The organism is Arthrobacter sp. P1_H7, assembly GCF_056405215.1.
Genome location: NZ_JBFUCO010000046.1, coordinates 1 through 524 on the forward strand (window position 1 = coordinate 1; position 524 = coordinate 524).

A 524-nucleotide genomic window follows, 5' to 3' on the forward strand; every position below is an offset into this window, starting at 1 on the left:
TCGATGGCCCGCCGCCTCCTCATAGACGGCGCCGGCTCCTTCCACCGGGTCCTGACCGACCCCCGGGACGGGGCACCGCTGGAAATCGGCCGGACCAGCTACCGCCTCACGACGGCCCAGCGCCAGTGGCTCCGGCTCCGCGACGGCAGATGCCCCTTCCCCGGCTGCGGCAACCACTCCCTGGACAACGAGGCAGACCACCTGCTGGCCTGGGCCGACGGCGGCACCACCGGAATCGCGAACCTGGGCCAGCCCTGCCCGAAACACCACCGGCTCAAACACGCCTCCGCCTGGACACCGGCCGGGGCCAGCAAAGACCACCCGCCGGGCTGGACCTCCCCGGCCGGGCGGCACTACCCCAGCGAACACCAGGACTGGGAACCACCCCGCTGGCCCGAGGACTGGCTGCCCCACATCCCGGCCACGGACACACGCCCGGAACCCGACACCGGCACAGGCTCCGATCAAGCCCCGCCCGAGGACCCGGACCCAGACCTGCCCACGGATCCGGACCCGGACCTGCC

The 524-nt window shown here is 73.3% G+C and carries 1 protein-coding gene; it reads left to right on the plus strand.

The features are described from left to right. Positions 1-524, plus strand: a 524-nt coding sequence (locus AC1DXI_RS20750; RefSeq protein ID WP_476940153.1) for an HNH endonuclease signature motif containing protein, incomplete at both ends; no start/stop codon positions are given.